Origin of the sequence: Burkholderia sp. D-99 (assembly GCF_011605345.1) — a bacterium.
GTDB lineage: Bacteria > Pseudomonadota > Gammaproteobacteria > Burkholderiales > Burkholderiaceae > Burkholderia.
The window spans coordinates 340,292-366,030 of record NZ_JAAOXM010000004.1 but is presented as its reverse complement, the minus strand read 5'-3'; the positions used below and the strand labels follow the sequence as shown (position 1 = coordinate 366,030).

Here is a 25,739-nt window from a genome sequence, read left to right as displayed (position 1 = left end):
GGTCAGTGCCTCGATTCGGGCCGCCGTTCGCGCGGCCACAGCCACGACCCGCGCGCGAGTCGCTCGCGCAGCCGGTCGAGAGTCAGATAGATCACGGGCGTCGTATAGAGCGTGAAGACCTGGCTGATCAGCAGCCCGCCCATGACCGTCACGCCGAGCGGCTGGCGCAGCGACGCGCCCTGGCCGATCGCGAGCGCGAGCGGCAGCGCGCCGAGCACGGCCGCGGCCGTCGTCATCATGATCGGGCGCAGGCGTCGCACGGCCGCCTCGTGGATCGCGCGGCGCGCGTCGATACCCTCGTCGCGCTGCAGCTGGATCGCGACGTCGACCATCATGATCCCGTTCTTCTTCACGATGCCGATGAGCAGGATGAAGCCGATCATCGAGATCACCGAGAACGGCACGCCGAATACGAGCAGCGCGAGCGTCGCGCCGATGCCGGCCGACGGCAGCGTCGACAGGATCGTCAGCGGGTGGATCGTGTTCTCGTACAGCACGCCGAGCACGAGGTAGACGACCGCGAGCGCCGCGACGATCAGGAGCGGCACCACGTCCATCGAGCGCGTGAACGCCTGCGCGGCACCGGCGAACGCGCCGTGTACCGACGCAGGCATGCCGATCGACCGTTCGGCGTCGGCGATCGCGGCGGCCGCATCGCTCAGCGAGCCGTTCGGCGGCAGGTTGAACGAGATCGTCGCCGCGACGAGGCCGCCCTGGTGGTTCACCTGCGTCGCGGTATGGCTGTTCGAGAACAGCGCGAGCGCGGTGAGCGGCACCATCGTTTCCGCCGACGTGCTGTCCGCGCTGCCGGTCGAACTGCCGCCCTTGCTGTTCGAGATGCTGTTGGTCGATGCATTCGCTTGCGCATTCGCATTCTGCGCATTGGTCGTGCCGCTCGTGCCTGCGCCCGACGTCGCGACGCCGACCGCCGCACCGGTCGCGAGCGTCGTGGCGGCATTCGGCACGGTGGCCGACGAATACTGCGTCTGCGCGGTGCCGTTCGCGTTGCCGGCGGCCGTGCTCGCGAAGATCCGGCCGAGCGACGACGGGTACTGCCAGGACTGCGGCGCGACTTCCATCACGACGAAGTACTGGTTCAGCTGGTTGTAGATCGTCGAAACGGTGCGCTGGCCGAAGGCGTCGTACAGCACGTTGTCGATCTGGTTCGGGTCGAAGCCGTAGCGTTTCGCGGTCGCGCGGTCGACCGTCACCATCGTCTGCAACCCGTGCTGCTGCAGATCGGAGTTCACGTCGACCAGCTGGCCGCGCCGCTGGTTCAATGCATCGACGAGCCGCGGCGTCCACGCATAGAGCGCCTGCGGATCGTCGCTCGTCAGCGTGTACTGGTATTCGGCGGCCGACTGCCGGCCGCCGATGCGCAGATCCTGCTGCGCCTGCAGGAACAGGCGCGCACCCGAGACGGCCGCGAGCTTCGGCCGCAGCCGGTTGACGACTTCGGTGGCCGACGCGTGACGCTGCGCGAGCGGCTTCAGCGCGACGAACACGTTGGCCGTGTTCAGCGCGCGCCCGCCGGTGAAGCCGGCCACCGCGGCGACGGCCGGATCCTGCTGGACGATCGACTGGAGCTGCGCGAGCTTCTGCCGCATCGCGCCGAACGAGATGCTCTGGTCCGCGATGATCTGCCCCATCAGCGTGCCGTTGTCCTGCTCGGGGAAGAAGGTGGCGGGCAGCAGCCGGAACAGCAACAGGTTGCCGACGATCAGCGCGATCAGCACGACGCCGACGAGCGACGCGCGATCGAGCACCGCGTCGAGCGAGCGGGCGTATGCATCGCGCAGCCGGTCGAGCATGGCCGCGACGCGCTGCCCGGCGCGCGACGGCGTTGCATGCGCATGTTGCCGGCTCAGCACGTACGCGCACATCATCGGCGTGACGGTCAGCGAGATCGCCATCGAAAGCAGGATCGCGATCGACAGCGTAACCGCGAACTCGTGGAACAGCAGGCCGACGATGCCGGGCATCAGCAGGATCGGCAGGAACACGGCGATCAGCGACAGGCTCATCGACACGACCGTGAATGCCACCTCCGCGCTGCCGCGCAGCGCCGCCTCCTTCGGCGCGTAGCCGGCCTCGAGAAAGCGCGTGACGTTCTCGAGCACGACCACCGCGTCGTCGACGACGAAGCCGGTGCCGATTGTCAGCGCCATCAGCGACAGGTTGTCGATGCTGTAGCCGAGCAGAAACATCGGCCCGAACGTGCCGACGATCGACAGCGGCAGCGCGACGGCCGGAATCAGCGTCGCGCGCGGCGACAGCAGGAACACGAACACGACGCCGACGACGAGCAGCACCGCGATGCCGAGCGTGCGCTCGGTGTCGGCGACCGACGCGTTGATCGACTGCGAATGGTCGACCGCGACGCCCACGTGCACCGAGCCGGGCAACGCAGCCTCGATCACCGGCAGGCGCTCGCGAATCTGCCGCACCGTGTTGACGACATTGCTGCCGGGCTCCGGAAACACGATCACGAGCACGGCCTGCTTGCCGTTGTAGAGCCCCGCGTTGCGTACGTTCTCGTTCGAATCGAGAACCTGCGCGACGTCGCGCAGCTGCACGGCCGCGCCGTTGCGGTACGCGACGACGAGGTTGCGATACGGCGCGGCGGTGCCGATCTGGTCGTTCGACAAAATCTCGTAGCGATGGCCGCCCTGGTCGAGATGGCCCTTCGGGCTGTCCGCGTTCGCCGCGCCGAGCGATGCGCGAACGTCTTCGAGGCCGATACCATAGCTGTTCAGCTTCGATGGATTCAGCTCGACACGCACCGACGGCAGCGCGCCGCCGCCGAGCGTGATCTGCCCGACACCCTTGATCTGTGACAACTGCTGCTGGATCACGGAATCCGCGGAATCGTAGAGCTGCGCGGACGTCAGCGTGTCGGACGTGAGCGCGAGCACCATCACCGGCGCGTCGGCCGGGTTGTACTGGCGGTAGGTGGGGTTCGCGCGCAGCGTGGTCGGCAGGTCCGCGCGCGCGGCCTGGATCGCGGCCTGCACGTCGCGCGCGGCGCCGTTGATGTCGCGGTCGAGGCCGAACTCGATCACGATCATCGACGAGCCCACATAGCTCATCGACGTGAGCTCCTGCACGTCCGCGATCGTTTCGAGCCGCCGTTCGAGCGGTTCGGCGACCGTCGATGCCATCACATCCGGGCTGGCGCCGGCCATGTTCGCCTGCACGACGATCACCGGATACGCGACGTTCGGCAGCGGCGCGACCGGCATCCGGAAGTACGCGAGCGCGCCGGACAGCAGGATCGCGATCGCCAGCAGCGTCGTGGCGACCGGCCGGTTGATGAACAGCGCGGCCGGGTTCACGATGCGCTCCCGCCGTCCGGTGCGGCGTTGCCGGGCGCGGCCGCGTCACGGCGGCGCCGCAGGCGCGCGGCTAGCCGGTCGAACAGCAGGTAGACCACCGGTGTCGTGAACAGCGTGAGGAGCTGGCTCAGCGCGAGCCCGCCGATGATCGCGAGGCCGAGCGGGCGGCGCAGCTCCGAGCCCGTGCCGGTGCCGACCAGCATCGGCAGCGCGCCGAGCATCGCCGCGAAGGTCGTCATCAGGATCGGCCGGAAACGCAGCAGCGATGCCTCGAAGATCGCGTCGGCCGGGGTCTTGCCGTGCACGCGTTCCGCTTCGAGCGCGAAGTCGACGATCATGATCGCGTTCTTCTTCACGATGCCGATCAGCAGCACGATGCCGATGATCCCGATCACGTCGAGATCGGCGCCCGCGATCATCAGCGCGAGCAGCGCGCCGATCCCGGCGGACGGCAGCGTCGACAGGATCGTGACCGGATGGATGAAGCTCTCGTACAGCACGCCGAGCACGATGTAGACCGCGACGAGTGCGGCGATCAGCAGGTAGACCTCGCTCGACAGCGAATCCTCGAACGCGGCCGCCGCGCCCTGGAACGACGACTGGATCGACGGCGGCAGCGCGGCGTCGCGCTCGACCCGCCGCACGTCGGCCACGGCCGCGCTCAGCGACGCGCCGCTCGCGAGATTGAACGACACGGTCACGGCCGGGAACTGTGCGAGATGGCGGATCGCGAGCGGCGTCTTCACGAGCCGCACGGTCGCGATCTGGCTGAGCGGCACCTGGCCGCTGCTGCTCGTCTGGCTCGGCAGGTACAGGTTGCCGAGCGACGCGACGTTCGGCATCGTCTCGGGCTTCGCGACGAGGATCACGCGGTACTGGTTCGACTGCTCGAAGATCGTCGATACGATGCGCTGGCCGAGCGAATCGTACAGCGCGTTGTCGATCGTCGCCGGCGTGATGCCGTAGCGCGCGGCCGCCTGGCGGTCGACGTCGACCTGCACGCCGAGCCCGTCGACGTCGAGATCGCTCTGCACGTCGGTAATCGAGTGCAATTGCTTCAGCTTCGCGACCAGCGCGGGCATCACCTGCTGCAGTGCCTGCCGGCTCGGGCCGCGCAGCACGAAGCGGTACTGGTTCGGCGACAGCGTCGTGTCGAGCGTCAGGTCCTGCACCGGCTGCAGGTAGAGCCGCACACCCGGCACGCCGGCGGTTTCCTGCTGGAGCCGCCGCGCGATCGTCCCGGCGCTGGCCGAGCGGTCGCCGTGTGCGCGCAGGTTGATCAGGAAGCGGCCGTTGTTCAGCGTCGCATTGACGCCGTCGATCCCGACGTACGACGTGAGCGACGCGACATCCGGATCCTTGAGCAGTGCATCGGCGAGCTGCGCCTGACGCTCGACCATCGCCGCGTACGACACCGACGTGTCGGCCACGCTGATGCCCTGGATCGTGCCGACGTCCTGCACGGGGAACAGCCCCTTCGGGATCGCGACGTAGAGGATCAGTGTCAGCGCGAGCGTCACCAGCGCGACGGCGAGCGTCAGCGGCTGGTGGCGAAGCACCCACTTCAGTGCGCGTTCGTAGGCCGCGAGCGTGCGCTCGAAGATCCGTTCGCTGAAACGCTCGAAGCGGCCCGGTTGCGATTCCGACTGCGCCCGCAGGATACGCGCGCACAGCATCGGTACGACGGTCAGCGACACGACCGCGGAGATCAGGATCGTCACCGCGAGCGTGACCGCGAACTCGCTGAAGAGCCGCCCGATCACGCCGCCCATGAACAGCAGCGGGATCAGCACAGCGATCAGCGAGACCGTTAGCGACAGGATCGTGAAGCCGATCTGCCCCGCGCCTTTCAGCGCGGCGTCGAGCGGCCGCATGCCCTGCTCGATGTAGCGCACGATGTTCTCGATCATCACGATCGAATCGTCGACGACGAACCCGGTCGCGATGATCAGCGCCATCAGCGACAGGTTGTCGATCGAGTAGTGCAGTTCGAGCATCGCGGCCACGGTGCCGATCAGCGACACGGGCACCGCGATGCTCGGGATCAGCGTCGCCGGCAGGTTGCGCAGGAATACGAAGATCACCAGCACGACGAGCGCGACGGCCAGCACGAGCTCGGTCGCGGCGTCGAACACGGACGCACGGATCACGCCGGTGCCGTCGCCGACGATCTGCACATTCATGCCGGCCGGCAGCGTCGCTTCGAGCGCGGGGAGCTGCCGCTTGATCTGGTCGACGGTCGCGATCACGTTGGCACCCGGCTGGCGCTGCACGTTCAGCACGATTGCCGGCGTGCGGTTCAGCCACGCGCCGCGCTCGACGTCCTGCGGTGCCTGCGATACCCGCGCGACGTCGCCGAGGAACACCGGCGCGCCGTTCTGGTATGCGATCACCGTGCGCAGGTACGCGTTCGGATCGGTGATCTGGTCGTTGGCGTTGATCGTGTAGTCGAGATCGGGGCCGTCGAAGTTGCCTTTCGGCTGGCTGACGTTCACGTTCGCGAGCAGCGTGCGCAGATCGTCGATGTTCAGCCCGTACGCGGCGAGCTTGTGCGGATCGGCCTCGACGCGCACGGCCGGCACGTGGCCGCCCGCTGTCGTGACGAGGCCGACGCCCGGCACTTCGGAGATTTTCGTCGCGAGCCGGTTGTTCGCGGTGTCCTGCAACTGCGTGAGCGACATCGAATTCGACGTGACCGCGAGCGTGAGCACGGGCTGGTCGGCCGGGTTCACCTTCGCGTAGGTCGGCGGCGCGGGCAGGCCGCTCGGCAGGTAGCTGTTCGCCGCGTTGATCGCCTGCTGGACGTTCTGCTCGGCGACGTCGAGGCTGACCGACAGGTCGAACTGCAGCGTGATGACCGACGCGCCTTCCGAGCTGTACGAGATCATCTGCTGCAGCCCGGGAATCTCGCCGAGCTGGACCTCGAGCGGCGCGGTGACGGTCGTCGCCATCACGTCGGGGCTCGCGCCGGGGTAGAAAGTCTGCACCTGGATCGTCGGGTAGTCGACGTCGGGCAGCGACGATACCGGCAGGAAGCGTACCGCAACCGCGCCGGCCAGCACGAGCGCGATCGTCAGCAGCAGCGTCGCGACCGGCCGCAGGATGAAAAGGCGGGAAATGTTCATCGTGTCGGGGCGTGTCGCTCGTCAGGCCGCGCCGGATGCCGCGCCGGCCACGGCAGCGCGATGGCCGGCATGGCGTGGTGCGTCGCCCGCCGAAGCGCCGGAAGCCGGCAGCGCGGCGCCGGCCCGGTTCGATGCGATACGGATCACCGCGCCGTCGCTGAGCCGGTCGACGCCGTCGGTCACGACCTGCTGCCCGGCCGCGAGCCCCGCGACGATCGCGGTCGAGCGGCCGTTGCTCGGCCCGAGCGTGACCTTGTGCACCGACACCGTCCGGTTTGCATTGACGAGATACACGTAGTCGCCCGGCGCGCCGTTCTGCACCGCGGCGGTCGGCACGAGCACCGCGTCGTGCAGCGTGTCGACGTGGAGCCGCACGTTGACGAATTCGTTCGGGAACAGCGCCTCGTCGTCGTTCGCGAACGTCGCGCGCAGCGTGACGGTGCCGGTGGCGGTCGCCATCTGGTTGCCGATCGCGTACAGCGTGCCGGTCGCGACCTGCTTGTCGTCGTCGCTCGAATAAACGGTCACCGGCAGTTGCGCGCCCGCGCCGACGCGCCGGATCACGGCCGACAGCGCGTTCTGCGGCACCGTGAACTGAACGGTCATCGGTTTCATCTGCGTGATCACGACGATGCCCGTCGTGCTCGACGACGTTACGTAGTTGCCCGGGTCGACGAGCCGCAGCCCGACGCGGCCCGCCACCGGTGCGGTGATGTGGCAATAGGCGAGATCGAGATCGTATTGCGCGATGTTCGCGCGGTCGGCCTGGGTGGCCGCTTCGTCCTGCTGCACAGTGAACTGCGCGTCCTGGTAAGTCTGCGCGGCAATCGACTGGTGTTCGGCGAGCTGCGCATAGCGGGCGAGATCGGCGCGCGCCTGCGCGAGGCTCGCCGCGTCCTTCGCGAGCTGGGCCTGTGCCTGCTGCTTGCTGATCTGGTACTGGCGCGGATCGATTTGCGCGAGGAACTGGCCTTTGGTGACCTCCTGGCCCTCGTGATAGCCCACCTCGGTCAGGTAACCGCTCAGTTGCGGCAGCACGGTCACGGTCGCGACCGGCGTCACCGTGCCGAGTTCGTTCAGCACGACCGGCATGTCGCCCGTCGCGGCGGTCGCGACGCTGACGACCTGGGCCGGTGTCGTACGGACCGGCTTCGTCGGGCGCAGCAGGTGAAAGGCGATCAGCGCGACCGGCACGGCCAGCACGACGATGACGATCCAGCGGCGGGCCCGGCGCCGCGCCGGCGGGGCGGCCTGGGGGGCGCTCATGTCCGGCTCCCGCATGGGCGACACATCGCGCTACTGCATGACATGAAAGGACTCCTGAGAATGGGGGTGGCGATCGAATGGAAATAGACGGCCGCTGCGGTGCAACCGTGTACCGCCAACCGGCCGGCGCCGCGTGACGGTGCACGCGGTGCGGCGCTTGCTGGCGAAACCGTGGACGGACGAAAGGGCGGGTGCGGCCGGAAGGGCGGCGGGCGCCCGCGTGCGGCCCGATATCGGGAGCGGCTTACCAGCGACGATGGGCTGCCCATTCCTGCCGGCCCCACCAGCGGCGGCCGTCCCAATAGCGGCCGTTGTGCCAGCCGAGCGAGATGCCGACCGTCGGCACCATCACGGGCGCGGCCACGACGGGCGGCGCGTACGCCACGGGGGGCGGCGCATAGACGACCGGCGGCGGCGCGACGTACACGGGTGCCGGTGCGACATAAACGGGAGCGGGCGCGGCGATGCCGAGACCGATCGAAATGCCGGCCATTGCCGGCTGGATGGAAAGGCATGCGGCCAGCACGCCCGAGCCGAGCACGGCCCATTGTTTCGCGTTCATCACTTCACCTCGTTGGGCTGGGAATGCCTTCAATCTAGTGGAAGGTCCGATGAATGAGAATTACACGCGGGTAACGTCGGATTTCGAAAAATAGCGGGGCCGGGGAAGCGGTGATTCACGGCGGCGTTCACGCGGGCGGCGCGATCGTCGGACGGGATGACGGCCGTCGGGCCGGTGCGCTCAAGCGCTTGATTGACAAGGATTTCGCGGGCCCGGCTGCGGGCGCCGCGGAATCCTCCGACCGGTGCCGGGCCGGCACGCCATCCGGTTGTCAGCTGGCTGTCGGTAATATGCGGAGATCAATTGCCGGCAGAATCCGTCGCGACCGGGGCCGCATCGGGATGTGCGAGCGCGTCAAGCCGGCGGTTGCGCGCGATCGGCGCGTGCGACGGCGGATAGTCGTTCCGGTTCGTCGGCAGCAGGCCGTCGGCGTCGGCCCCGATCGGTTGCTGGCGGACTTCGGCGCGCGTGAGCGGCGCCTGCGTGGCCTGTGCGAAGGCCAGTGTGCCGAACGGCAGGCCCTAACGATTGAGTACGGAAAACGCCAGCGTGCCCGCGAACATCAACAGCACGACCGACGCACCGCGAAGCAGCGTTCCGGTATGGGTGGCCAGAGACCGGCGCGCGGTCAGGACGCCGCCGATGACAAGCCACATCGAGCCGATCGTCACGGCGAGCGCCGTGAAGACCGCGATCGAGCAGAGATAGAACGGAACCGATACGAAAGCTTGCGGGGGAAAGATCGCGGTGGCGAACAATAACGCCTTCGGGTTCATGGTCGTCGCGACGAACATGTCGCGAAAGCCGATGGTGCCCGACCGGATGTCTTCAAGGCGTGGGCTTTTCCATAGCTGCAGGGCGAGATAGAAAATATAGGCCGAGCTCCCGAGCTTCAGCACATCGTAAAGCCATGGCCGGGTGGCCGCGAATGTCGCCAGGAAGAAACCCCACAGTGATATCGCGAAGCCATAGCCCGATGCCTCTGCAACCAGGAGCGATGACGATTGCCGGAAGCCGACCTTGATTCCCGATGACAGAAGCAGGGTATTTGTTGGCCCGGGCGTGGCCAGGACCAGCGAAACGTAGAGTGCCATCTTCAACATCACCTGGAATGTCGGCATCTTGCTTCCTTGGTGTCGATGACGGTCGCCACGCGTCGGGGCGGACTGTCGTATTCGTTGTCAGTCATTCAGAATTCGGGAAGCTGTTGGGGGTCACAATAAGCGCTAGCGGTGCTCAGTCAATATGCTAACGGTGATCAAGAGAAAATCGCCTGATTTTCGATGGGTTTTCTGGAAATGGCGCATTTTTTACAGCTTTGCCATTGCGCAGTAAATTGTACGTTGTCGACCCGAATAATTCCGGGGATGGAGGTTCCTGATCATGATTAAAAATAGACGCAAACACTGTTACATGATCACACCTATTTTTGCGCCGCAAAGTAAAGCGGAACTTGCCGCGTGGTAGGTTCAGTCGCGATTCTGAATCGTTTAATTAGATCCCGCTCATTGGCCGGTGTCACATGCAGTGCCAGCAACTGGCCCGGCGTATCGACCGCCAGATGCACTTTCGAACCCTTGAGGCGCTTCGCGCGGTCGTAGCCGGTGCGCGCACCGGATTCCGGGGTCGATTGCAATGTGCGGCTGTCGATGATCATGGCACCGGGTTGCGCTTTGCGTCTATCGAACACGCGCAACAGTTCTCGCCGATCATGCACGATCGCCCCGAAACAGCCCGCTCGCATCCAGCGCAGCGCATTGAGGGCCTCGCGAAGCGCGTGGCGGCGTTGTTCGCTGTCTTCTCGCACCAGCGCCAGATACGGCACAACGAACGACCGTTCTTTGTCGCTTGCATCGCGCGGGTAAGGCTTGCGGGCGTTCATCCCGACATCTTGTCTTGTCAGAGGAAAAGTTCATGTTCACCACACCCACTAAACACGGGAAGCCGGTCAAGGCCGCCGAAATGCGCAAAGGTTGACATCTTTGTTTCGGAAATGATGATGACCTTTTTGCTTCATGTGAATTCAGTCTGTTATTTCGAATTTTTATACAATAAATTCACCGGTGCGCGAGATCCGAATGAAAAAGTGAATGTATCGTTTGGAAAGGTAAATGGTTTTGTGGAAAATATCTCGCCGGTACTTTACTGGATTAAATATTCCTCTGGATCAATTGAAGTTGATATGAATTTTTGAGATATGCGGCATCGTTAACACTGCTAAGGTGTGCCGCAGAGATCGGCTGCTTGGCATGGCAAGACTCGGGAAGCTGACGTTGTGTGAGCATCTCGATGCGCTAATGGCGATTGCGGAATCGGCAAGTCGATCCGTTCGTGATGGTCTCATATATGTTAGGACGCCTTACCTGAAGGGTTCCGGGTTCGGCTCGACAAGGCGGCACTATCCATTCAGGTTTCATATCCTATGAGAAGAGGGTCATGAGCAACCCGATCAAGAATATCGTCATCGTGGGCGGCGGCACCGCGGGCTGGATGGCCGCGTCGTACCTGGTCCGGGCGCTCCAGCAGCACACGAACATTACGCTCGTCGAGTCTGAGGCGATCCCCCGGATCGGCGTGGGCGAGGCGACCATCCCGAGCTTGCAGAAGGTGTTCTTCGACTTCCTCGGGATACCGGAGCGGGAGTGGATGCCCCAGGTGAACGGCGCGTTCAAGGCCGCCATCAAGTTCGTGAACTGGAGGAAGTCCCCTGACCGCTCGCGCGACGATCACTTCTATCATTTGTTCGGCAACGTGCCGAACTGCGACGGCGTGCCGCTGACCCACTACTGGCTGCGCAAGCGCGAACAGGGCTTCCAGCAGCCGATGGAGTACGCCTGCTACCCGCAGCCCGGGGCGCTCGACGGCAAGCTGGCACCGTGCCTGTCCGACGGCACCCGCCAGATGTCTCACGCGTGGCACTTCGACGCCCACCTGGTGGCCGACTTCCTGAAGCGCTGGGCCGTCGAACGCGGGGTGAAGCGGGTGGTCGACGAGGTCGTGGAGGTTCACCTGAACGACCGCGGCTACATCTCCAGTCTCTCCACCAAGGAAGGGCGGACGCTGGAGGCGGACCTGTTCATCGATTGCTCCGGCATGCGGGGGCTCCTGATCAACCAGGCGCTGAAGGAGCCCTTCATCGACATGTCCGACTACCTGCTGTGCGACAGCGCGGTCGCCAGCGCCGTGCCCAACGCCGACGCGCGCGTGGGGGTCGAACCGTACACCTCCGCGATCGCCATGAATTCGGGGTGGACGTGGAAGATTCCGATGCTGGGCCGGTTCGGCAGCGGCTACGTCTTCTCGAGCAAGTTCACCTCGCGCGACCAGGCCACCGCCGACTTCCTCAACCTCTGGGGCCTCTCGGACAAGCAGCCGCTCAACCAGATCAAGTTCCGGGTCGGTCGCAACGGGCGGGCGTGGGTCAACAACTGCGTCGCCATCGGGCTGTCGTCGTGCTTTCTGGAGCCCCTGGAATCGACGGGAATCTACTTCATCTACGCGGCGCTTTACCAGCTCGTGAAGCACTTCCCCGATACTTCGTTCGACCCGCGGTTGACCGACGCATTCAACGCCGAGATCGTCCACATGTTCGACGACTGCCGGGATTTCGTCCAGGCACATTACTTCACCACGTCGCGCGACGACACGCCGTTCTGGCTCGCGAACCGTCACGAGCTCCGGCTCTCGGACGCCATCAAGGAAAAGGTCGAGCGCTACAAGGCGGGGCTGCCGCTGACCACCACGTCGTTCGACGATTCCACGTACTACGAAACGTTCGACTACGAATTCAGGAACTTCTGGTTGAACGGAAACTACTACTGCATCTTTGCCGGCCTGGGCATGCTGCCCGACCGGTCGCTGCCGCTCTTGCGGCACCGGCCGGAGTCGATCGACAAGGCCGAGGCGATGTTCGCCCGCATCCGGCGCGAGGCCGAGCGTCTGCGGACGAGCCTGCCGACCAACTACGACTACCTGCGGTCGCTGCGCGAGGGTGACGCGGGGCTGTCTCGCAGCCAGCCCGGGCCGACGCTCGCGGCACCGGAAATCCTGTAGTGGAGCGTACCCTCGACCGGGTATGCGCATCGGCGGCCACGCACGCCGCGGTGGCAGCCTGCGATCCGCTGCAGGCGCGCGCGCTCGTTCTGCAACTGCCAGGCCTGAACCGTAAAAGGGACGTGCCCGGCATCGTCGGCCTGTTGCGCGAGTTTCTCCCGGCGCGCGGCGTGCCCGCCCGCTGGGGCTTCGTCGAAGCCGCCGCCGCGATGCGGGACATCGGGTTCTTCCTGGGGTCGCTCAAGCGGCACGGACACGAGCCCGCGGAGGCGGTGCCCGGGCTCGAGCCGGTGCTGCTCGACCTGGCGCGCGCGACCGACCTGCCGCCGCGCGAGACGCTCCTGCATGTGACAGTCTGGAACCCTGCGGCAGCCGACGCGCAGCGGAGCTACACCGGGCTGCGCGACGAATCGCACCTGCTCGAGAGCGTGCGCATCTCGATGGCGGCCCTCGAGGCGGCCATCGCGTTGACCGTCGAGCTGTACGACGTGCCCCTGCGGTCGCCGGCGTTCGCCGAAGGGTGCGACGAACTGGCGGACTATCTCCACAAAATGGTCGAATCGATCGTCTACGCCTACCGCTTCATCTCGGTGCAGGTCTTCTACGACGAGCTCCGCCCGTACTACGAACCGATTCGAATCGGGGGGCGGAGCTACCTCGGCCCCGGTGCCGTGGAAATGCCTCTCTTCGTGCTGGAGCACGTGCTGTGGGGCTCGCAAGCGGACCACCAGGGTTATCGAGAATTCAAGGAGACGTACCTGCCTTACGTGCTTCCCGCTTACAGGGCGGTCTACGCCCGGTTCGCCGGGGAGCCGGCGCTCGTCGACCGCGTGCTTGGCGAGGCGCAAGCGGCCGGTGCGCGAGGGGGGGCAGTCGGGGCCGGGCTGGCGGCTCTCGACCGGGTCTTCGAGGTCCTGCTGCGCTTCCGCGCGCCTCACATCAAATTGGCGGAGCGGGCGTACGAAGCCGGGCAAAGCGGCCCCGCGATCGGCAGCGGGGGGTATGCGCCCAGCGCGCTCGTCGATTTACTCGCGCTCACGCGTGCCGCGCGGTCCCGCGTCCGCGCCGCGCTCGACGCGCCCTGACACCTGACGCCTGACGCGTTCGACCATGTGTTCCATCTCACAAGGAGAGTGTGCCCCCATGACTCAGCAGAGCCCCGCGAACGGGCGCGACAGCAACCACTTCGACGTGATCATCCTCGGTTCGGGCATGTCCGGCACCCAGATGGGAGCCATCCTGGCCAACCAGCAGTTTCGCGTGCTGATCATCGAGGAGTCGTCGCACCCGAGGTTCACGATCGGCGAATCGTCGATCCCCGAGACGTCGCTCATGAATCGCATCATCGCCGATCGCTACGGCATTCCGGAGCTCGACCGCATCACGTCGTTCTACGCGACGCAGCGTTACGTCGCGTCGAGCACGGGCATCAAGCGCAACTTCGGCTTCGTGTTCCACAAGCCCGGCCAGGAGCACGACCCGAAGGAATTCACGCAGTGCGTCATTCCCGAGCTGCCGTGGGGTCCGGAGAGCCATTATTACCGGCAAGACGTCGATGCCTACCTGTTGCAGGCCGCGATCAAGTACGGCTGCACGGTGCGTCAGAAAACGACCGTGACCGAATACCACGCGGACAAGGACGGCGTCGCGGTGACCACTGCCCAGGGCGAACGGTTCACCGGCCGGTACATGATCGACTGCGGCGGACCGCGCGCGCCGCTCGCGACCAAGTTCAACCTCCGCGAGGAGCCGTGCCGCTTCAAGACACACTCGCGCAGCCTCTACACGCACATGCTCGGGGTCAAGCCGTTCGACGACATCTTCAAGGTCAAGGGGCAGCGCTGGCGCTGGCACGAGGGCACCTTGCACCACATGTTCGAGGGCGGCTGGCTCTGGGTGATTCCGTTCAACAACCACCCGCGGTCGACCAACAACCTGGTGAGCGTCGGCCTGCAGCTCGACCCGCGCATCTACCCGAAAACGGACATCTCCGCGCAGCAGGAATTCGACGCGTTCCTCGCGCGATTCCCGAGCATCGCGGCGCAGTTCCGGGACGCCGTGCCGGTGCGCGACTGGGTCAAGACCGACCGCCTGCAATTCTCGTCGAGCGCCTGCGTCGGCGACCGCTATTGCCTGATGCTGCACGCGAACGGGTTCATCGACCCGCTCTTCTCCCGGGGGCTCGAGAACACCGCGGTGACGATCCACGCGCTCGCGGCGCGCCTCATCAAGGCGCTGCGTGACGACGACTTCTCCCCCGAGCGCTTCGAGTACATCGAGCGCCTGCAGCAGAAGCTTCTGGACCACAACGACGACTTCGTCAGCTGCTGCTACACGGCGTTCTCGGACTTCCGCCTGTGGGACGCGTTCCACCGGCTGTGGGCGGTCGGCACGATCCTCGGGCAGTTCCGGCTCGTGCAAGCCCACGCGAGGTTCCGCGCGTCGCGTGACGAGGGCGACCTCGATCACCTCGACAACGACCCCCCGTACCTCGGGTACCTGTGCGCGGACATGGAGGGGTACTACCAGCTGTTCAACGACGCCAAGGCCGAGGTCGAGGCCGTGAGCGCCGGGCGCAAGCCGGCCGAGGAGGCCGCGGCGCGGATTCACGCCCTCATCGACGAACGGGATTTCGCCAGGCCGATGTTCGGCTTCGGGTACTGCATCACCGGGGCCAGGCCGCAGCTCAACAACTCGAAGTACAGCCTGGTACCGGCAATGAAGCTGATGCACTGGACGCAAACCAGCGCGCCGGCCGAGGTGAAAAAATACTTCGACTACAACCCGATGTTCGCGCTGCTCAGGGCGTACATCACGACCCGCATTGGCCTGGCGCTGAAGTAGTCGGCCGACACCGTCAGGACAACGATGGACGACGTTCAATTGGATCAAGCGGTTGCCAACGCGCCTCCCCCAGGGGCGTACGACGCGACCACGCGCGTGGCCGCGAGCTGGTACGTCGCGATGCGCTCGGACCACCTCAAGGACAAGCCGACCGAGTTGACGCTCTTCGGCCGTCCGTGCGTGGCGTGGCGCGGCGCGACGGGGCGGGCCGTGGTGATGGACCGTCACTGCTCGCACCTCGGCGCAAACCTGGCCGACGGGCGGGTCGAGGACGGGTGCATCCAGTGCCCGTTTCACCACTGGCGGTACGACGAGCAGGGCCAGTGCGTTCACATCCCCGGTCACAGCCAGGCGGTGCGCCAACTGGAGCCCGTCCCGCGCGGGGCGCGCCAGCCGACCTTGGTCACCGCCGAGCGATACGGCTACGTGTGGGTGTGGTACGGCTCCCCGCAGCCTCTGCACCCGCTGCCCGACATCGCCGCGGCCGACGTCGACAACGGCGATTTCATGCACCTGCACTTCGCGTTCGAGACGACGACGGCGGTCTTGCGGATCGTCGAGAACTTCTACGACGCGCAGCACGCGACTCCCGTGCACGCGCTCCCGATCTCGGCCTTCGAGCTCAAGCTCTTCGACGATTGGCGCCCGTGGCCGGAGGTCGAGTCGCTGGCCCGGGCGGGTGCGTGGTTCGGTGCCGGGATCGACTTCACCGTGAATCGGTACTTCGGGCCCCTCGGCATGCTGTCGCGTGCGCTCGGCCTGAACATGTCGCAGATGAACCTGCACTTCGACGGCTACCCCGGCGGATGCGTCATGACGGTCGCGCTGGACGGAGACTTCAAGTACAAGCTGCTCCAGTGCGTGACGCCGGTGAGCGACGGCAAAAACGTCATGCACATGCTCATCTCGATCAAGAAGGTGGGCGGCCCCGTGCGCCGCGCGATCGACTACGTGCTGTTCGGGTTGCAGACCCGACAGGCCGCGGGGTACGACGTCAAGATCTGGAACGGGATGAAGCCGGACGGTGGCGGCGCGTACAGCAGGTACGACAAGCTCGTGCTCAAGTACCGCGCGTTCTACCGGGGCTGGGTCGACCGCGTCGCCGAGGCGAGCGCTCGACCGCGCAGCCGCGAGTGAGCGGCGATGCGTGAGCGGCGGCCCCCGAACCGGCCCATGAGCAGGATCGCGCTGGAAAGGCATGCGGCCGGCACGCCCGAGCCGGGCACGGCCCATTGTTTCGCGTTCATCGTTTCACCTCGTTGGGCGGGGAGTGTCTTCAATCCAGTGGAAGGTGCGATGAATGGGAATGACACGCGGGTAACGTCGGATTTCGAAGAAATGGCGGGGCCGGGCAGGCGGCGATTCACGGCGGCGCTCACGCGGGCGGCGCAATCGTCGGACAGGAGGGCGGCCGTCGGGCCGGCGCGCTCAAGCGCTTGAGCGACAAGGATTTCGCGGGCCCGGCTGCGGGCGCCGCGAATTCCGCCGACAGGCGCCGGGCCGGCACACCATCCGGCTGTCAGCGGGCTGTCGGTCACAGGCGGAGATCAATTACCGGCCGATGCCGTCGCGACCGGCGCCGCATCGGGATGCGCGAGCGCGTAAAGCTGGCGATTGCGCGCGATCTGCGCGTGCGACGGCGGATAGTCGTTCCGGTTCGTCGGCAGCAGGCCGTCGGCTTCGGCATCGATCAGCTGCTGGCGGACTTCGGCGCGCGTGAGCGGCGCCTGCGTGGACTGGGCGAAGGCCTGGGTGCCGAACGGCAGGCTCAGCGCGGCGACGACAAAGGCAGTGAAGAGTTTCATGGCGATTCCTTGGCGGTTGAACGAACGGGCGAGTGGGGCGGCCCCACGTATCCCATTCTGGTTCCCGCGGCAGTCACGATGCTGACCCGCAGATGACAGTTTTGTAATCATCCCGTTTCGCACCGGCGCGACGCGGCTCGCGCGCGGCGTTTCCCGGTAACATCGGCGCATGTCACCACCGAATGCGACGGAGCCGATCATGCGCATCCTGATAGTCGAAGACGAACCGAAGACCGGTGCGTACCTGAAGAAGGGGCTCGAGGAATCCGGCTTCAGCGTCGATCTCGCGAAGGATGGCGGCGAGGGCCTGACGCTCGCGCAGGAGGAAAGCTACGACGTGATCGTGCTCGACGTGATGCTGCCCGTGCTCGACGGCTGGAGTGTGCTCAAGCGGCTGCGCGACACGCATGCGACGCCCGTGCTGTTCCTGACCGCGCGCGACGACGTGCAGGACCGCGTGCACGGCCTCGAACTCGGCGCCGACGACTACCTCGTGAAGCCGTTCGCATTCGTCGAGCTGCTTGCGCGCATCCGCACGCTCGCACGGCGCGGTCCGCCGCGCGAGACGGAACGCATCGCGGTGGGTGACCTGGAGATCGACGTCGTGCGTCGCCGCGTGAAGCGCGGCACCGTGCGGATCGACCTGACGCCGCGCGAATTCTCGCTGCTGCAGCTGCTCGCACGCAGGCAGGGCGAGGTGCTGAGCCGCACGCAGATCGCGTCGTACGTGTGGGACATGAATTTCGACAGCGATACCAACGTGGTCGAAGTCGCGATCCGGCGGCTGCGCGCGAAGATCGACGACGATTTCGCGGTCAAGCTGATCCATACGGTGCGCGGTGTCGGTTACGTGCTCGAACCGAAGGACGCCGCATGACGCTCGGGCGTTCGCTCGGCGCGACGCTCGCGCTCGCGTTCGGCGCGACCACGCTCGCTGTCTTCGCGCTGGTCGGCACCTATGTGTACACGGGCCTCGAGCGGCAGGTGAGCACGCAGGACGACCTCGACATCGTGCTCGCCGCGCGGCACACGCGCCGGCTGGCGGGCGAGCTCGATTCGCTCGACGCGGTGCGCACGCATGCGGACCGGCTGACGAGCCAGGTGCTCGGCAACGCGGCGCTGTCGATCGCCGTCGTCGACGGGCAGGGCAACGTGCTCGCGCGCCACAACGTCGAGCGCACCGAGTTCGAGGACTTGCCCGAGCCGGCGGCAACCGCATCGACGCCCGCATCGCCCGCGCAGCCGGCCTTGCCCGACGCCGAGCTGTTCCCGCCGCACGCGACGCCGGTGCCCGCGAACGAACGGATCACCACCGACCGGATCGCGACCTGGACGGCCGACGGCGGCGTGTCCGTGCGCGGCGTCGTCACCGATGCGCGGTTGCGCGACCACTCGACGATCCGGATCGCGATCGCGCGCAACATGAGCGATCGCGCCGCGATGCTCGACGGCTACCGCGACCGGCTGAAGATCGCCGGCGGCCTGGGTGCGCTGTTCGCGATGCTGCTCAGCTACTGGCTGATCCGTACATCGCTCGCACCGCTGCGCGAAATCGTCGCGAACACGGGCCGGATCACCGTCGACAAGCTCGATATGCGGCTCGACGCGTCGCGCGCGCCGCGCGAGTTGACGGCACTCGTCGACGCGCAGAACGCGATGCTCGGCCGCCTGCAGCAGGCGTTCGGACACCTGTCGCAATTCAGCGCGGATCTCGCGCACGACCTGCGCACGCCGCTGAACAACATGCGCGGCGCGACCGAGGTGGCGCTCGCGCGGCCGCGTTCGCCCGACGAGTACCAGGCGCTGCTCGAATCGAATCTCGAGGAATACGACCGTCTCGCGCGGATGATCGAGAACGTGCTGTTTCTCGCGCGCGCCGAGCATCCGGGCTTCGTCACGCGGCAGCGTGCGTTCGACGTGCACGACGAACTGGAGCGTATCGCCGGCTATTTCGAAGGGCTGGCCGACGAAGCCGGATCGACGCTGCGCGTCGACGGGCACGGGCAACTGACCGCCGATCTCGAACTGTTCCGCCGCGCGGTCAGTAACCTGCTGGCCAACGCGCTGCGCTATACGCCGGCGGGCGGCGCGATCGTGATGAGCGTCGACGAAACGCCGGATGCGGTGCGCGTCGTCGTCGCGAACCCGGGCGAGCCGATCGATCCCGCGCTGCTGCCGCGCATCTTCGAGCGCTTCGTGCGCGGCGACCCCGCACGCAGCGGCGGCGTGCCGGGCGGCACGGCCGGGCTCGGCCTCGCGATCGTGCGCTCGGTGATGGAATTGCACGGCGGCACCGCACGCGTCGAAAGCGACGCGGCCGGCACGCGCTTCATCCTCACGTTCGTCCGGACGCCGGCGGCGTAGCGGCCGCGTGCGCGGCGGCCGTTGCGTGCGCATCCGCATCCGCATCCTTGTTCCAGCCGCCGCCGAGCGCCGTCAGCAGCGCGACCGCCGCTTCCATCCGGCGCGCGGCGATCTGGTCGGCCAGGCGCCGGTTCGACAGCGCGATCGTCTGCGCGGTCACGACGTCGAGATAGCTGACCGCACCTGCGTTGAAGCGGTTGGTCGTCAGCTTCAGCGACAGGTCGGCCGCGTCGGTCGCGCGCTGCTGGCTGTTCGCTTCCGATGCGAGCGCATCGAGCGCGGACAGTTGATCCTCGACCTGCTGGAACGCGGCCAGCACGGTCTGCCGGTAATCGGCGACCACGCCGTCGTACTGCGCATGCGCGGCGTGCAGCGACGCGCTGCGGCGCCCGCCATCGAACAGCGTGCCGGCGAGCTGCGAGCCAAGCGACCAGAACAGGCTCGGCGCGGTGAGCCACGGCGCGAAGAACCCGCTTTCGAGCCCCGCGCTCGCCGACAGCACCAGATCGGGAAAGAACGCGGCGCGCGCCTCGCCGATCTGCGCGTTCGCGGCCGCCACGCGCCGCTCGGCCGCCGCGATGTCGGGCCGCCGTTCGAGCAGTTGCGACGGCACGCCGGCCGGGATCGCCGGCACGTCGAATGCCTGTACGCGCGGCGGCAGTGTGAAGGTCGACGCGCTTTCGCCGACGAGCGTCGCGAGCGCATGCTGAAGCTGCGCGCGCGATGCGTCGATGTCGGTGTCCTGCGTCTGCGTCGATTCGAGCTGCGTCTCGGCCTGCGCGACGGCCGACGCGTCGATCGCGCCGGCCGCGAGTTGCTGCTTCAGCAGCTTCAGTGCATCGGCATACGCGCGCACCGTCTCGTCGAGCAGTTGCTTCTGCGTGTCGAGCGAGCGCAGCGCGAAATAGTCGGTCGCGAGTTCGGCCGTGACGGACAGCCTCACGGCCTGCAGGTCGGCCGCGCTCGCCTCGGCATTCGCCTGTGCGCCCGTCACGGCGTCGCGCACGCGGCCGAACAGGTCGGGTTCCCAGCTCGCGGCTACGCCGGCCTGGTAGTCGGGCGTCGTCTTGCCGGCGAGCGACGAGCCGAGCTTGTTCTGCGACACGCGCGAGCGGCTTTGCGCGACGCCGGCCGTGACGGTCGGCAGGAACCCCGCATGCTGGTAGTCGACCATCGCGCGCGCCTGCTGGAGATCGGCGACGGCTTTCTTCACGGTCTGGTTCGAGATGTCGACACGCGCTTCGAGCGCGTTCAGCGTTGCGTCGTCGAAGACGGTCCACCAGGGGCCGCGCGACGCGGCATCGGCTGGTGTGGCGACGTTCCAGCCGGATGGGGAGGCGGGGGCGCCCGTAGCCGGTACGCCCGCATAGTGCGCCGGCACCGCGATGGCGGGCGGCGAATAGGCGGGTAGTGTCGAGCACGCGGTCAACGCGGCGGCGATGCCGAGCGCGACGACGCGGCGCGCGAACGGGAGCGGATGAAGGAGGCACATGGTGGCGATCTCGCGGGTTGTCATGAACGGTCAGCCGCGGGCGTGCGTCGACGTTGCAACCGGCGTCGACGCGGGCGTCGCGACGGCGGCAGGTGCGGCAGGTGCGGCAGGTGCGGCCGCCGCTCCCGCTCCCGCGCGAGGCGCCGCCGGCACACCGGTTGCCGCGCCGGCCCGCGCAGCCGCCTGCGCCGCACCCGGCTCGACCGCCACGATCTTCACGGCCTCGCCGCCGGCGATCGAATCGCCCGGGTTGTCGATCACCTGATCGGACGCGGCCAGCCCCGCGACGATTTCGACGTGCGTACCGAAATCGCGGCCGATCTGCACGGTCTTCAGCGCGGTGGTGCCGTTCGCGGCGACGGTCGCGACCGTCACGCCGTTCGGCCGGAACAGCAGCGCGCTGACCGGCAGCTCGAACGCGGGCGCCGCGCTCGCGACGAGCAGGTGCGCCTGCGCATACGCGCCCGGCATCAGTGCGCGGTCGCGGTTGTCGACGTCGATCTCGACCCGCAGCGTGCGCGTCACGGGATCGATCGCGCCCGCGCTGCGCGCCACGCGCGCGGCGAAGCGCCGGCCCGGATACTGCTGCGTGGTCAGGTACACGGGTGTGCCGGCCGACACGCCGGCCGCGCTATCCTGCGGAACGTCGACGAACACGCGCAGCGTGTCGGTCTGCTCGAGGTGGAACAGCTCGCCCGACAGCCCCGGGCTGCCCGGTGTGCCGCCCGCCGTGACGAGCGTGCCGACGTCGACGTTGCGCGCGGTGATCACGCCGTCGAACGGCGCCGTCACCGATTCGTACGACACGAGTTCGTTCAGATGGGCGGCATTCGCCTGTGCGGAGGCGAGCATCGCGCGCTTCGCGTTCATGTCGGCGACCTTCGTGTCGGTGTCCTGCTGCGATACCGACTGCGTCTTCAGCATGTCCTGCCAGCGCTGCGCGGTCGATTTCGCATAGTCGTAGTTCGCCTGCGCGGTCGATGTGTCGGCGTGCGCCTGGCGCAACTGCGCGTCGAGGTCGGGCGCCGTGATCTGCGCGAGCGTCTGCCCGGCTTTCACGTGCGTGCCGATATCCGCACTCCAGTGCGCGATGTAGCCGCTCGTGCGGGCGTAGATCGACGCCTCCGCGTACGGCATCACCGCACCGGGCAGTGTGAGCGTCTGGTCGGCCGGCGCGGCGCCGGGCCGGATCACGGACACCGGCAGCGCCCGCTGCGCGGCCACCTGCACGCGCTGGGCGGCACGTGCATCGATACGCGGCACGATGCCGGCGGCCAGCAGCGCGGCGGCGAGTGCGAGCGCGGCCAGCGGGACGGCGAGCCTGTAGCCGCGACGGGGCAGCGGCGCGTCGGGCGCGGTGTCGCGCGCGGCAGGCGGCACCGCCGCCGTTTCGGCGGAAAGCGGGGCGAGCGGTTCGGTCGAGTCGTTCATGATGGGTTCGAAGTCGGGCGAGTCGGAGGAAATCGGCGGGTATTCCGGGCAACCGTGCTCAGGGCAGTGCCGGCGTGTCCGGCACGCGGGCTGCGGCGGCCGCATCGCGGCGCCGTTCGAGCCACGCATGGACAAAGCCGAACACGACGGGCACGAACAGCAGCGTCGACACCGTGCCGAACGCCAGGCCGCCGATCACCGCGCGGCCGAGCGGCGCGTTCTGTTCGCCGCCGTCGCCGAGGCCGAGCGCCATTGGCAGCATGCCGATCAGCATCGCGAGCGCGGTCATCACGACCGGGCGGAACCGGCTGAACCCCGCGTCGAGCGCGGCCTGCCACGGCGGCGTGCCGCCGGCGCTCAGCTCGCGCGCCGCGTTGACGACGAGAATGCTGTTCGCGGTCGCGATGCCGATGCACAGGATCGTGCCGGTCAGCGCGGGCACCGACAGCGTCGTGTTCGTGACGAACAGCATCCACGCGATGCCCGCGAGCGATGCGGGCAGGCCGCTGACGATCACGAGCGGGTCGAGCCACGACTGGAAGTTCACGACCATCAGCAGGTAGACCAGCGCGATCGCGAGCACGAGGCCGCTCAGCAGCCCCGCGAACGACTGGTGCATCGCCTGCACCTGGCCGCGCAGCACGATCGACGAGCCGGGCGGCAGTTGCGCGCGTGCGGCGTCGACGAGCGTCGTCACGTCGGCCGTCACGCCGCCGAGATCGCGGTCCTGCACCGACGCGAAGATGTCGAGCACCGGCTGCACGTTGTAGTGCGACACGACGGCCTGCTGCTCGGCGCGCGAGAAGGTGCCCAGCGTGCCGAGCAGGTTCTGCGCACCCGCGCCGGCCGCGGGGCCGCCCGCGGGCGTCTGCGGCGATTGCGCGGCGGTCGGCATCGCGATGTTCGCGAGCGACTGCAGCGAATTGACGTCGTACTGCGGCGTCTGCACCAGCACCGGGTAACTGACGCCGTTGGCCGGGTTCAGCCAGAAGTTCGGCGTGGTCTGCGAGCTGCCGGACAGCGCGATCAGCAGGTTCTGCGACACGTCGCGTTGCTGGAGCCCGGCCTGGATCGCCTTGGTGCGATCGACGTCGACGTTGATCGCGGGTGCGTCGCCGGGCTGCTGGATGCGCGCGTCCACGAGGCCGCGCACGCCGCGCAGTTGCGCGAGCAACCGGTTCGCGACCGCGCGGTTCGCATCGAGCCGGTTGCCGACGATCTGGATGTCGATCGGCGCGGGCAACCCGAAGTTGAGGATCTGGCTGACGATGTCGGCCGGCAGGAACGCGAAGGTCACGCCCGGGAACGCCTGGTTCAGCAGGTTGCGCAGCTTCGTCACGTACTGCGCGGTCGGCGGGTGGTTCGGCTTCAGCGTGATCATGATGTCGGCATCGCCGGCGCCGACCGGATCGGACGAGTCGTAGGTCAGGTTGATCCCGCTGACCGGCACGCCGATGTTGTCGAGCACGCCGGCCAGTTCGTTCGCCGGGATCACTGAGCGGATCCGCGCCTCGACCTCGTCGGTCAGGCGCGCGGTCTCCTCGATTCGCGTGCCGGTCGGCGCGCGCAGGTGCAGCCGGATCTCGCCGGTATCGACCGACGGGAAGAAATCCTGCCCGGCGACGGCGAACAGGCTCGTGGAAGCCACACAGGCGAGCAGGAACGCGGCCGTGAAGCGGCGGCGGTTCTCGATCGCGGCCGACAGCAGTGCGCGATAGCGCGCGCGGACCGCCTCGAAACGGTGCTCGAAGGCGGCCTGGAAGCGCGCGAAGCGAGCGAAGATGCGGCGCGGCGGCCTGCCGTGCCCCTTTGCGCGCATCAGCACCATCGCAAGCGTCGGGATCAGCGTGCGCGAGAAGAAGTACGACGCGATCATCGCGAAGATCACCGCTTCGGCCATCGGCACGAACAGGTAGCGCGCGACGCCCGTCAGCAGGAACATCGGCGCGAACACGATGCAGATCGACAGCGTCGACACGAAGGTCGGCACGGCGATCTCGCCCGCGCCGGTCAGGATCGCCTCCTCGAGCGGCGCGCCGCGTTCGAGGTGGTGCGTGATGTTCTCGATCGCGACGGTCGCATCGTCGACGAGAATCCCGACCGCCAGCGCGAGCCCGCCGAGCGTCATGATGTTGATCGTCTCGCGGAGCGCGGCCAGCGCGCACAGCGAGGTCAGCACCGCGAGCGGGATCGTCACCGCGATGATCAGCGTCGCGCGCCAGCTGCCGAGGAACAGCAGGATCATCAGCGCCGTCAGGCACGCGGCGATCAGCGCTTCGCGCGCGACGCCCTGGATCGCCGATTTCACGAACACCGACTGGTCGCCGAGCGGCGTGATGTGCAGCGCCTTCGGCAGGCCGGCCGCGATCTTCGGCAGCATCGCCTTCACCTGGCCGATGATCGTCAGCGTCGATGCGCTGCCGGTCTTCTCGACCGTCAGCAGCGCCGCGCGCTTGCCGTCGCTGCGCACGATGTTGGTCTGCGGCGCGTAGCCGTTGCGCACGTGGGCCACGTCGCGCACATAGACGACGTTGCCGCCGATGGTCTTCACCGGCAGGTCGTTCAACGCGGCGACGGTCTGCGTGCTGCCGTTCATCTGCACGTTGTATTCGCGCGCGCCGATCTTCGCGGTGCCGCCGGGCAGGATCAGGTTCTGCGCGTTGATCGCGTTGACCACGTCGATCGGTGCGAGCCCCTTGGCCTGCAGCGCGCGCATGTTCAGGTCGACGACGATCTCGGGCACCTTGCCGCCGAACGGCAGCGGCACGGCCGCGCCCTGGACGGTCGCGAGCTGCGTGCGGATGAAGCTGTTGCCGAGGTCGTACAGCTGCTGTTCGGCGAGCGTGCTGCTCGACAGCCCGAGCTGCAGGATCGGCACCGTCGACGCGTTGTACGTGATGATGTTCGGCGGCAGCGTGCCGGGCGGCAGGATCCGCAGGATCGACGCGGAGTTGCTCGAGGCTTCGGCAATCGCGCGATTGATGTCCGCGCCGGGGTGGAAGAAGATCTTCACGACCGACACGCCGTTCAGGGATTGCGATTCGATGTGCTCGATGTCGTCGACGTCGGACGTGAGCGCGCGCTCGTAGTTGGTCGTGATGCGCCTGGCCATGTCCTCGGCGGAAAAACCGTTGTACGACCAGACGATGCTGACGACCGGGATGTCGATGTTCGGAAAGATGTCGGTCGGCGTGCGCAGGATCGCGAGCGTGCCCGCGATGAAGATCAGCAGCGCGAGCACGACGAACGTATAGGGCCTGCGCAACGCCAGCCGGACGATCCACATGATGTTTTCCTCGAAGCAGGGCACGGGCGCCGCAATGGATGCGACGAGCGTGCAGTCTGCCGATGCCGCGTTGACCCGGCCCTGACTCGAAGATTACGAAGCTGTTATCTGCGGGTTGCGGCGCAGATTTCAGGATTGTCATGTGGCGGTCAGCGTCGTGCCGGCCGCGGTCACCA

At 67.4% G+C, this 25,739-nt stretch carries 17 protein-coding genes; 6 read left to right on the top strand and 11 right to left on the bottom strand.

All coding sequences use genetic code 11. The features are described from left to right. Window positions 1-2: 2 nt before the first annotated feature. From HAV18_RS18810 to HAV18_RS18780, 7 genes are all read right to left on the bottom strand, one after another. Window positions 3-3,335 carry an efflux RND transporter permease subunit gene (locus tag HAV18_RS18810; protein ID WP_166958436.1) on the bottom strand — a complete coding sequence of 1,111 codons (3,333 nt, stop codon included), beginning with the start codon at window positions 3,333-3,335 and terminating at the stop codon, window positions 3-5. After that, window positions 3,332-6,460, bottom strand: a complete 3,129-nt coding sequence (locus HAV18_RS18805; RefSeq protein WP_166958434.1) for an efflux RND transporter permease subunit — start codon at window positions 6,458-6,460, stop codon at window positions 3,332-3,334. Before HAV18_RS18805 ends, HAV18_RS18810 begins: the two co-directional genes overlap by 4 nt. Window positions 6,461-6,481: 21 nt before the next feature. Continuing rightward, entirely contained in the window at window positions 6,482-7,726 is a 1,245-nt protein-coding gene (locus HAV18_RS18800) for an efflux RND transporter periplasmic adaptor subunit (RefSeq protein ID WP_166958432.1), read from the bottom strand. Window positions 7,727-7,970: 244 nt separating this feature from the next. Next, on the bottom strand, window positions 7,971-8,288 hold the full coding sequence (locus HAV18_RS18795) for a hypothetical protein (protein ID WP_166958430.1): 318 nt from the start codon (window positions 8,286-8,288) through the stop codon (window positions 7,971-7,973). A 299-nt stretch (window positions 8,289-8,587) separates the two neighbouring features. Next, a complete protein-coding gene (locus tag HAV18_RS18790; protein ID WP_279573929.1) occupies window positions 8,588-8,791 on the bottom strand; it encodes a DUF4148 domain-containing protein in 204 nt (67 codons plus the stop codon). A gap of 18 nt (window positions 8,792-8,809) precedes the next feature. Next, window positions 8,810-9,409 (bottom strand): LysE family translocator, encoded by a 600-nt coding sequence (locus HAV18_RS18785; protein WP_166958428.1) that lies wholly within the window; start codon window positions 9,407-9,409, stop codon window positions 8,810-8,812. A gap of 302 nt (window positions 9,410-9,711) precedes the next feature. Next, the gene (locus HAV18_RS18780) at window positions 9,712-10,170 is read right to left on the bottom strand and encodes a transposase (protein ID WP_166958426.1); all 459 of its coding nucleotides are present in this window, start codon (window positions 10,168-10,170) and stop codon (window positions 9,712-9,714) included. Window positions 10,171-10,724: 554 nt separating this feature from the next. Here HAV18_RS18780 and HAV18_RS18775 point away from each other — a divergent pair. Genes HAV18_RS18775 through HAV18_RS18760 form a run of 4 tightly spaced genes read left to right on the top strand, consistent with a single transcriptional unit; the run spans window position 10,725 to window position 16,322 of the window. Continuing rightward, on the top strand, window positions 10,725-12,341 hold the full coding sequence (locus HAV18_RS18775) for a tryptophan halogenase family protein (RefSeq protein ID WP_166958424.1): 1,617 nt from the start codon (window positions 10,725-10,727) through the stop codon (window positions 12,339-12,341). Next, the gene (locus HAV18_RS18770) at window positions 12,341-13,426 is read left to right on the top strand and encodes a monodechloroaminopyrrolnitrin synthase PrnB family protein (protein WP_166958422.1); all 1,086 of its coding nucleotides are present in this window, start codon (window positions 12,341-12,343) and stop codon (window positions 13,424-13,426) included. Before HAV18_RS18775 ends, HAV18_RS18770 begins: the two co-directional genes overlap by 1 nt. A 58-nt stretch (window positions 13,427-13,484) precedes the next feature. Continuing rightward, window positions 13,485-15,185 carry an NAD(P)/FAD-dependent oxidoreductase gene (locus tag HAV18_RS18765; protein WP_166958420.1) on the top strand — a complete coding sequence of 567 codons (1,701 nt, stop codon included), beginning with the start codon at window positions 13,485-13,487 and terminating at the stop codon, window positions 15,183-15,185. Window positions 15,186-15,209: 24 nt separating this feature from the next. Then, window positions 15,210-16,322: a Rieske 2Fe-2S domain-containing protein gene (locus HAV18_RS18760; RefSeq protein ID WP_166958418.1), complete on the top strand. Its 1,113-nt coding sequence runs from the start codon at window positions 15,210-15,212 to the stop codon at window positions 16,320-16,322. A 410-nt stretch (window positions 16,323-16,732) separates the two neighbouring features. Here the strand turns inward: HAV18_RS18760 and HAV18_RS18755 are convergent, their stop codons facing one another. Then, window positions 16,733-16,990, bottom strand: coding sequence for a DUF4148 domain-containing protein (locus HAV18_RS18755; RefSeq protein WP_166958416.1), 258 nt, complete (start codon window positions 16,988-16,990; stop codon window positions 16,733-16,735). Window positions 16,991-17,189: 199 nt separating this feature from the next. Here HAV18_RS18755 and HAV18_RS18750 point away from each other — a divergent pair, with 199 nt between their 5' ends. Together HAV18_RS18750 and HAV18_RS18745 are read left to right on the top strand one after the other, a co-directional pair. Beyond that, window positions 17,190-17,867: a heavy metal response regulator transcription factor gene (locus tag HAV18_RS18750; protein ID WP_021160488.1), complete on the top strand. Its 678-nt coding sequence runs from the start codon at window positions 17,190-17,192 to the stop codon at window positions 17,865-17,867. Then, a complete protein-coding gene (locus HAV18_RS18745) occupies window positions 17,864-19,354 on the top strand; it encodes a heavy metal sensor histidine kinase (RefSeq protein ID WP_166958414.1) in 1,491 nt (496 codons plus the stop codon). The genes HAV18_RS18750 and HAV18_RS18745 overlap by 4 nt, the downstream gene beginning before the upstream one ends. On the opposite strand, the gene HAV18_RS18740 is transcribed toward HAV18_RS18745, so the two are convergent. From HAV18_RS18740 to HAV18_RS18730, 3 genes are read right to left on the bottom strand one after another with little or no spacing between them, the layout of a single operon-like run. Then, a complete protein-coding gene (locus tag HAV18_RS18740) occupies window positions 19,326-20,846 on the bottom strand; it encodes an efflux transporter outer membrane subunit (protein WP_166958412.1) in 1,521 nt (506 codons plus the stop codon). The genes HAV18_RS18745 and HAV18_RS18740 overlap by 29 nt on opposite strands. A gap of 30 nt (window positions 20,847-20,876) precedes the next feature. Then, window positions 20,877-22,277: an efflux RND transporter periplasmic adaptor subunit gene (locus tag HAV18_RS18735; RefSeq protein WP_166958410.1), complete on the bottom strand. Its 1,401-nt coding sequence runs from the start codon at window positions 22,275-22,277 to the stop codon at window positions 20,877-20,879. A gap of 58 nt (window positions 22,278-22,335) precedes the next feature. Beyond that, complete coding sequence (locus HAV18_RS18730) at window positions 22,336-25,563, bottom strand: efflux RND transporter permease subunit (protein ID WP_166958408.1); 3,228 nt, start codon at window positions 25,561-25,563, stop codon at window positions 22,336-22,338. Window positions 25,564-25,739: the final 176 nt, after the last annotated feature.

Coding starts and splice junctions, on each gene's coding strand:
- HAV18_RS18805 (WP_166958434.1), bottom strand. CDS start 6,460: ATGAACATTTCCCGCCTTTTCATCCTGCGGCCGGTCGCGACGCTGCTG.
- HAV18_RS18780 (WP_166958426.1), bottom strand. CDS start 10,170: ATGAACGCCCGCAAGCCTTACCCGCGCGATGCAAGCGACAAAGAACGG.
- HAV18_RS18745 (WP_166958414.1), top strand. CDS start 17,864: ATGACGCTCGGGCGTTCGCTCGGCGCGACGCTCGCGCTCGCGTTCGGC.
- HAV18_RS18750 (WP_021160488.1), top strand. CDS start 17,190: ATGCGCATCCTGATAGTCGAAGACGAACCGAAGACCGGTGCGTACCTG.
- HAV18_RS18785 (WP_166958428.1), bottom strand. CDS start 9,409: ATGCCGACATTCCAGGTGATGTTGAAGATGGCACTCTACGTTTCGCTG.
- HAV18_RS18795 (WP_166958430.1), bottom strand. CDS start 8,288: ATGAACGCGAAACAATGGGCCGTGCTCGGCTCGGGCGTGCTGGCCGCA.
- HAV18_RS18775 (WP_166958424.1), top strand. CDS start 10,725: ATGAGCAACCCGATCAAGAATATCGTCATCGTGGGCGGCGGCACCGCG.
- HAV18_RS18735 (WP_166958410.1), bottom strand. CDS start 22,277: ATGAACGACTCGACCGAACCGCTCGCCCCGCTTTCCGCCGAAACGGCG.
- HAV18_RS18730 (WP_166958408.1), bottom strand. CDS start 25,563: ATGTGGATCGTCCGGCTGGCGTTGCGCAGGCCCTATACGTTCGTCGTG.
- HAV18_RS18765 (WP_166958420.1), top strand. CDS start 13,485: ATGACTCAGCAGAGCCCCGCGAACGGGCGCGACAGCAACCACTTCGAC.
- HAV18_RS18800 (WP_166958432.1), bottom strand. CDS start 7,726: ATGAGCGCCCCCCAGGCCGCCCCGCCGGCGCGGCGCCGGGCCCGCCGC.
- HAV18_RS18755 (WP_166958416.1), bottom strand. CDS start 16,990: ATGAAACTCTTCACTGCCTTTGTCGTCGCCGCGCTGAGCCTGCCGTTC.
- HAV18_RS18740 (WP_166958412.1), bottom strand. CDS start 20,846: ATGTGCCTCCTTCATCCGCTCCCGTTCGCGCGCCGCGTCGTCGCGCTC.
- HAV18_RS18760 (WP_166958418.1), top strand. CDS start 15,210: ATGGACGACGTTCAATTGGATCAAGCGGTTGCCAACGCGCCTCCCCCA.